This window comes from Pseudomonas sp. NPDC096950 (genome assembly GCF_044762525.1).
Taxonomy (GTDB): Bacteria; Pseudomonadota; Gammaproteobacteria; order Pseudomonadales; family Pseudomonadaceae; genus Aquipseudomonas.
In genome coordinates, this window is record NZ_JBIWEL010000019.1 from 115,685 (window position 1) to 122,385 (window position 6,701).

Annotated in this window: 6 protein-coding genes; 5 read left to right on the plus strand and 1 reads right to left on the minus strand. The window is 59.2% G+C overall.

Going from position 1 to position 6,701, the window contains the following annotated elements; all coding sequences use genetic code 11:
• Positions 1-56: 56 nt before the first annotated feature.
• A complete protein-coding gene (gene desA / locus ACIQY3_RS24885; protein ID WP_403024925.1) occupies positions 57-1,244 on the minus strand; it encodes a delta-9 fatty acid desaturase DesA in 1,188 nt (395 codons plus the stop codon).
• A gap of 147 nt (positions 1,245-1,391) precedes the next feature.
• On the opposite strand from desA, the gene dibA reads away from it, so the two are divergent.
• From dibA to cysW, 5 genes are all read left to right on the plus strand, one after another.
• Positions 1,392-3,311 carry a phosphodiesterase DibA gene (gene dibA, locus ACIQY3_RS24890; RefSeq protein ID WP_403024927.1) on the plus strand — a complete coding sequence of 640 codons (1,920 nt, stop codon included), beginning with the start codon at positions 1,392-1,394 and terminating at the stop codon, positions 3,309-3,311.
• Positions 3,312-3,595: 284 nt separating this feature from the next.
• Positions 3,596-3,778, plus strand: a complete 183-nt coding sequence (gene oscA, locus ACIQY3_RS24895) for a sulfur starvation response protein OscA (protein ID WP_059404116.1) — start codon at positions 3,596-3,598, stop codon at positions 3,776-3,778.
• A 145-nt stretch (positions 3,779-3,923) separates the two neighbouring features.
• On the plus strand, positions 3,924-4,937 hold the full coding sequence (locus tag ACIQY3_RS24900) for a sulfate ABC transporter substrate-binding protein (RefSeq protein ID WP_054050215.1): 1,014 nt from the start codon (positions 3,924-3,926) through the stop codon (positions 4,935-4,937).
• Positions 4,938-5,114: 177 nt separating this feature from the next.
• Positions 5,115-5,933 (plus strand): sulfate ABC transporter permease subunit CysT, encoded by an 819-nt coding sequence (gene cysT, locus ACIQY3_RS24905; protein ID WP_123402746.1) that lies wholly within the window; start codon positions 5,115-5,117, stop codon positions 5,931-5,933.
• A gap of 12 nt (positions 5,934-5,945) precedes the next feature.
• Positions 5,946-6,701 (plus strand): sulfate ABC transporter permease subunit CysW (gene cysW, locus ACIQY3_RS24910; RefSeq protein ID WP_403024931.1); only part of this gene is annotated, 756 nt, incomplete at its 3' end.

Sequence of the window (6,701 nt, forward strand, 5' to 3'; positions counted from 1 at the left end):
TCGTCAGGTTTTGCGACTGCTGCGCGGTTGAGCGGGAGCGAGCTCCCTCGCCACAGTCAGACTGCGGCGGCTGGGCGCAGGGAGTAGGTTTTCAGCTGATCAGCGAAGTCGCGCAGGGATTGAATCCCGCTGGCTTCGGCTTCGTGTACCCAATCCTTGATGGCGGCAAGCATGTCGTGACCATTTGAGCTGGTCTTGACCCAGATCTGCTGCAAGGCCAGGCGTTTCTCGTAAATTACCTTCAGCGCCTGGCTGTGCTCGAGCATGTTCTGGATGCGGATATGGTGCTTGTCATCCAGCAGGCTGGTTTCCCGGGACAGCAAACGCTTGGCGCGGTGGAACTGGTGACGGACCGAGTGATCGACCTTTTCCAGCTCCTGCTTGACCAGCGGCGCGATGACCAATTTGCGGTACTGGGCCATGATCTGGAAGCGGTTGTTGAGGATGGCCATGGCGGTGTCCATGTCCAGGCTGCCCTTGCCTTCGACCCGATGGGCGATTGGCGCAACCCGCTGGACCTTGGCCAGACGGAAGAAACTGAAGACCTGGATCCAGGCCCAACCGAGGTCGAATTCCCACTTTTTCACCGACAGTTTTGCCGAGTTAGGGTAGGTGTGATGGTTGTTATGCAGTTCTTCGCCGCCGATCAGGATGCCCCACGGCACCAGATTGGTCGCCGCATCGCGGCATTCGAAGTTGCGGTAGCCGATGGCATGGCCCAGGCCATTGACCACGCCGGCAGCCCAGACCGGGATCCACATCATCTGGATGGCCCAGATGGTGATGCCGATGGTACCGAACAGCAGCAGGTCGATGACGCCCATGATCGCCACGCCTAACAGCGGGAAACGGCTGTAGAGGTTGCGTTCGATCCAGTCTTCGGGGCAGTTCTTGCCGTAGATACGCAGGGTTTCCGGGTTTTCCGCTTCTTCGCGGTACAACTCGGCGCCCTTGCGCAAAACGGTGGACAGGCCCTTGATGACCGGGCTGTGCGGGTCATCGACGGTTTCACATTTGGCGTGATGCTTGCGGTGGATGGCTGTCCACTCGCGGGTGTTCTGCGCCGTGGTCAACCACAGCCAGAAGCGGAAGAAATGTTTCAGGCCGGCATTGAGCTCCAGGGAGCGATGGGCTGAATAACGATGCAGATAGACCGTGACGCCAACAATCGTGACGTGGGTCATCAGCAGGGTGACTGCCACCAGTGACCAGGGCGACAAGCCGAGAAAACCTTCGTACCACATAGGCTATAGGGCCCTCGATAAATAAAAAAACAGCCGTTGCATTATCACTAAGCCCACAGATAAAACCAGTCGCCCTTTCAGATAAGAGTGGCTGGATGTTTCTTTAACCTATAATTCCAACCCTTTTGTAGGGACATGGACGGCCGAATGTCAGCCACACACCGCGATGCCTTGCGTGCAGCGCTGCTTTACCTGGTGCTTTCAGTAGTCTGGCTCCAGTTCAGTGGTTATTTATTGAACAGTTTCTTCGATAGCTCCACCGAACTGTTGCGATGGCAACTGATCAACGGTTACGTCTGGGTGCTGCTCAGCGCCGGATTAATCTTCCTCGCCCGGGCCCGATTGTTTCGCTGCCTGGGCATCGGTGCGAAATTACGTGAGCGCAGCGAGGACCGCGAACGGCTACGCCAGGCCGCCGCCGTGTTCGATTGCACCCACGAAGGGGTTTTGGTCACCGACAGCAAAGGCCTGATCGTCCATGTGAACCGGGCGTTTATGGAAATCACCGGTTATCAGAGTGAAGAAGTCCTCGGTCAGCAGCCGAGCATGTTCAAGTCCGGCCACCACCCGCCGGCGTTCTATCAGGCGATGTTCGCCATGCTCGGCAGCGCCGGCGAGTGGAGCGGAGAAATCTGGAACCGGCGTAAAAGCGGCGAGATTTACCCGCAATGGCAGACCATCCGGCTCATTCATGACGATCTGGGGCGGCTCAGTCATTACGTGGCAGTGTTTTCCGACATCAGTGCGATCAAGAACTCCGAGCACGAACTGACGCACCTGGCCCACCACGATCCGCTGACCGACCTGCCCAATCGCCTGCTGTTCACCGATCGTGTCGAGCAGGCGCTGACTTCGGCGCAACTGCACAAGCGCGGCTGCGCCTTGCTGATGATCGATCTGGATCATTTCAAGATGATCAACGACAGCCTCGGGCATAACGTCGGTGATCAACTGCTCAAGGCCGTGGCCGAGCGTTTCAAAGGCTTGTTCGTGCCGGGCATCACCCTGGCGCGGCTGGGCGGCGACGAGTTTGCCGTCCTCGCGGAAAACTGCCCGCAACTGGTGCAGGCCGCGGCACTGGCGCAGCGGATCATCGATGGCCTCAAGCTGCCATTCGAGATCGACGGGCATCAGTTGTTCATCAACGCCAGCATCGGCATCAGCCTGTTCCCCAGCGATGCCCTGAGTGCCGAGCAACTGCTGCGCAACGCCGACTCGGCGCTGTTCAAGGCCAAGAGTGCCGGCCGCGATGGTTACGCGCTGTACACCGAAGAACTGACCGCCCATGCCCAGCAGCGGGTCGAGATCGCTTTCGAACTGCGCCGCGCCCTGGAAATGCAGGAACTTCGGGTTTATTACCAACCGGTCCATGACCTCAAAACCAGTCGCCTGATCGGCGTCGAGGCGCTGGTGCGCTGGGAGCATCCGCAGCGCGGGTTGATCTCGCCGGCAGAATTCATCCCCGTCGCCGAACGCACCGGGCTGATTTCCGAGATTGATGCCTGGGTCATGCAGCAGGCTTGTCAGCAGATGTGCCGCTGGCAGCAGGCGGGCGTGGTGTTGTCGTTTGTGGCGGTGAATGTGTCTTCGCGCTTGTTTGCCCGCCGTGAGTTGTATCAGCAGGTGGCGCAGGTGCTGCGCGAAACCGGCCTGGACCCGGCGTATCTGGAACTGGAAGTCACCGAAAGCGCGGTGATGGACGATCCGGAAGTGGCGCTGGAACAGATGCATCGCTTGCGTGAATTGGGCGTGCGGCTGGCCATTGACGATTTTGGCACCGGGTATTCGTCGCTGCTGCGGCTTAAACGCCTGCCGGTGCAGAAACTCAAGATCGACCAGGGTTTTGTCGCCGGGCTGCCGTGGGACGAGGACGATGGCGCGATTGTGCGGGTGATCATCGCGCTGGCCAAAAGCATGGGGATGCAGGTGCATGCCGAAGGGATTGAGCAGGTGGAGCAGGCAGGGTTCCTGCTCGAACAGGAATGCGATCTGGGGCAGGGTTATTGGTTTGGCCGGCCGGTGCCGGCGGAGCAACTGGATTGGGCTCGGGCTCCGGTGATCGGTTAGCTCTGATCGTTCCTACGCTCTGCGTGGGAATGCATCCTGTGACGCTCTGCGTCACCCCGCATGCCTGGAACGCGGAGCGTCCCGGGCGGCATTCCCACGCAGAGCGTGGGAACGATCGGTCTTGAAATCCCCCGCAACCCCTTGTCCCATCAAATAATACTTTCTGGTTATATAAACATTCTTAAATAGTCTTTTTAAGAATATCCGCGCCTATCTACTATTGCCCTCACGCCGCAAGCAGTGCCGCCACTGCCAGGCAACCTCTCAGTCGAAGGAGCAGCACCATGAGCGCATCCCTACGTAGCGTTGACGGCCAGGACGAAGCAACCATTTTGCGCGAGATCCAGAGCGCATTGCGCGACCTGCGTTTCGGCGCAGTGGAAATCACCGTGCACAACGCGCAAGTGGTCCAGATCGAACGCAAAGAGAAATTCCGCTTGCAGAACCCGGCCAACAAGCCGAGCTGAAAAGATCAAAAGATCGCAGCCTTCGGCAGCTCCTACGGGGGATTGATGTAGGAGCTGTCGAAGGCGGCGATCTTTTAACCGGCAACCGCGATTCCAGAAACCCATAAGAAAAGCCAACACCAACAGAATTCCAGGAGCTTTCACCATGTCGTCGATTCGTCATTTCGCTTTGGCCGCGCTGGCCAGCGCCCTTTTTGCGGGTTCCGCGGTTGCCAAGGATTACGAGCTGCTCAACGTGTCGTATGACCCGACCCGTGAGCTGTACCAGGACTACAACGCCGAATTCATCAACTTCTGGAAGAAAGACCACGCTGGCGACAACGTGAAGATCCAGCAATCCCACGGTGGTTCGGGCAAACAGGGCCGTGCGGTAATCGACGGTCTGCGTGCCGACGTAGTGACCCTGGCCCTGGCCGGTGACATCGACGAAATCGCCAAACTCGGCAAGACCCTGCCGGCTGACTGGCAAAAACGCCTGCCGGATGCGAGCACCCCTTACACCTCGACCATCGTGTTCCTGGTGCGCAAGGGCAACCCTAAAGGCATCAAGGATTGGGGCGACCTGATCAAGAATGACGTGTCGGTCATCACCCCGAACCCGAAAACCTCCGGCGGTGCGCGCTGGAACTTCCTCGCGGCCTGGGCCTATGGCCTGAAAGCCAATGGCGGTGACGAGGCCAAGGCCAAAGAATATATCCAGACCCTGTTCAAACACGTGCCAGTGCTGGACACCGGCGCTCGCGGTTCGACCATCACCTTCGTCAACAACGGTCAGGGCGACGTGTTGCTGGCCTGGGAAAACGAAGCGTTCCTGGCGCTGAAAGAAGACGGCGGCGCCGACAAGTTCGAAATCGTCGTGCCTTCGCTGTCGATCCTAGCCGAACCACCGGTGGCCGTGGTCGACAAGAACGCCGAGAAGAAGGGCAACGAGCAAATCGCCGAAGCCTACCTCAAGCACCTGTACAGCCCGGCCGGTCAGGAAATCGCTGCGAAAAACTTCTACCGTCCTCGTGACAAAGACGTAGCGGCGAAGTATTCCAAGCAGTTCCCGACCCTGGACCTGGTGACCATCGACAAAGACTTCGGCGGCTGGAAAACTGCGCAACCGAAATTCTTCAATGACGGTGGCGTGTTCGACCAGATTTACCAGGCGCAGTAATCTGCCATAAGCCACACAGCGAGCCTTAAGCTTAGGCACTGAACATGTGGGAGCGGGCTTGCTCGCGAAGGCGGTGTGTCAAACGACGTAATTGTTGAATGATGCTCCCTCTTCGCGAGCAAGCCCGCTCCCACATGGATGCGTTTAGCTGATTGATTTTTTCAACCAAGGACTTTTATGTCGCGTCGTATCTCCCCCGTCATACCCGGCTTCGGGCTGACGCTGGGCTACACCTTGGTGTACCTCAGCCTGATTGTGCTTATTCCACTGGCGGCGATGTTCGTGCATGCCGCCCAGCTCACCTGGGATCAGTTCTACGCCATCGTCACCGCGCCCCGGGTGCTGGCGGCGTTGAAGTTGAGCTTCGGCACTGCGCTGTACGCCGCGATCATCAACGGCATTATCGGCACGCTGCTGGCCTGGGTGTTGGTGCGTTACACCTTCCCCGGCCGCAAGATCATCGACGCGATGATCGACCTGCCGTTCGCCCTGCCCACCGCCGTGGCCGGTATCGCGCTGACCGCGCTGTACACGCCGACCGGTCTGGTCGGGCAATTTGCTGCGGACATGGGTTTCAAGATCGCCTACACCCCCCTCGGCATCACCCTGGCGCTGACCTTCGTCACGCTGCCGTTCGTGGTGCGCACGGTGCAGCCGGTATTGGCCGACATCCCCCGTGAAGTCGAAGAAGCCGCCGCTTGCCTCGGTGCCAAACCGTTGCAAGTGTTCCGCTACATCCTGGTGCCCGCGCTGTTGCCGGCCTGGCTGACCGGTTTCGCCCTGGCGTTTGCCCGTGGCGTCGGTGAGTACGGTTCGGTGATTTTTATCGCCGGCAACATGCCGATGAAAACCGAAATCCTGCCGTTGCTGATCATGGTCAAGCTCGACCAGTACGATTACACCGGCGCTACCTCCATTGGCGTGTTGATGCTGGTGGTTTCCTTCGTCCTGTTGCTGCTGATCAACTTGCTGCAGCGGCGCATCGAAACCCCATAAGGAGGCGCGAAAATGTCCCAATCGTCTATTGCGGCCGCCTCTTCGGCCAACGCAGCCCGTCGTGGCAGTGCTACTTCGCGGCGCGTGTTGATCGGCCTGTGCTGGCTGGTTTTCACCCTGTTTTTATTGCTGCCGCTGTTTATCGTGGTGTCCCAAGGTTTGAAAAACGGCTTGGGTGCGTTCTTCACCGCGATCTTTGAACCGGACGCCTTGTCGGCGCTGAAACTCACGGTGATCGCGGTGCTGATTTCGGTGCCGCTGAACGTGGTGTTCGGCGTCAGCGCGGCGTGGTGCGTGAGTAAATACTCGTTCCGCGGCAAGAGCATGCTCGTGACGCTGATCGACCTGCCGTTCTCGGTGTCGCCGGTGATCGCCGGTCTGGTCTATGTGCTGATGTTCGGCGCCCAGGGCCTGTTCGGGCCGTGGTTGCAGGATCACGACATCCAGATTGTCTTCGCCCTGCCGGGCATCGTGCTGGCGACGATTTTCGTCACCGTGCCGTTCGTGGCGCGCGAGCTGATCCCGCTGATGCAGGAACAAGGCACCCAGGAAGAAGAAGCCGCGCGCCTGCTCGGCGCCAATGGCTGGCAGATGTTCTGGCACGTCACCGTTCCCAATATCAAATGGGGCCTGATCTACGGCGTGGTGCTGTGTACCGCGCGGGCGATGGGTGAGTTCGGTGCGGTATCGGTGGTTTCCGGGCACATTCGCGGGGTGACCAACACCCTGCCGCTGCACGTCGAGATCCTCTACAACGAATACAACCAC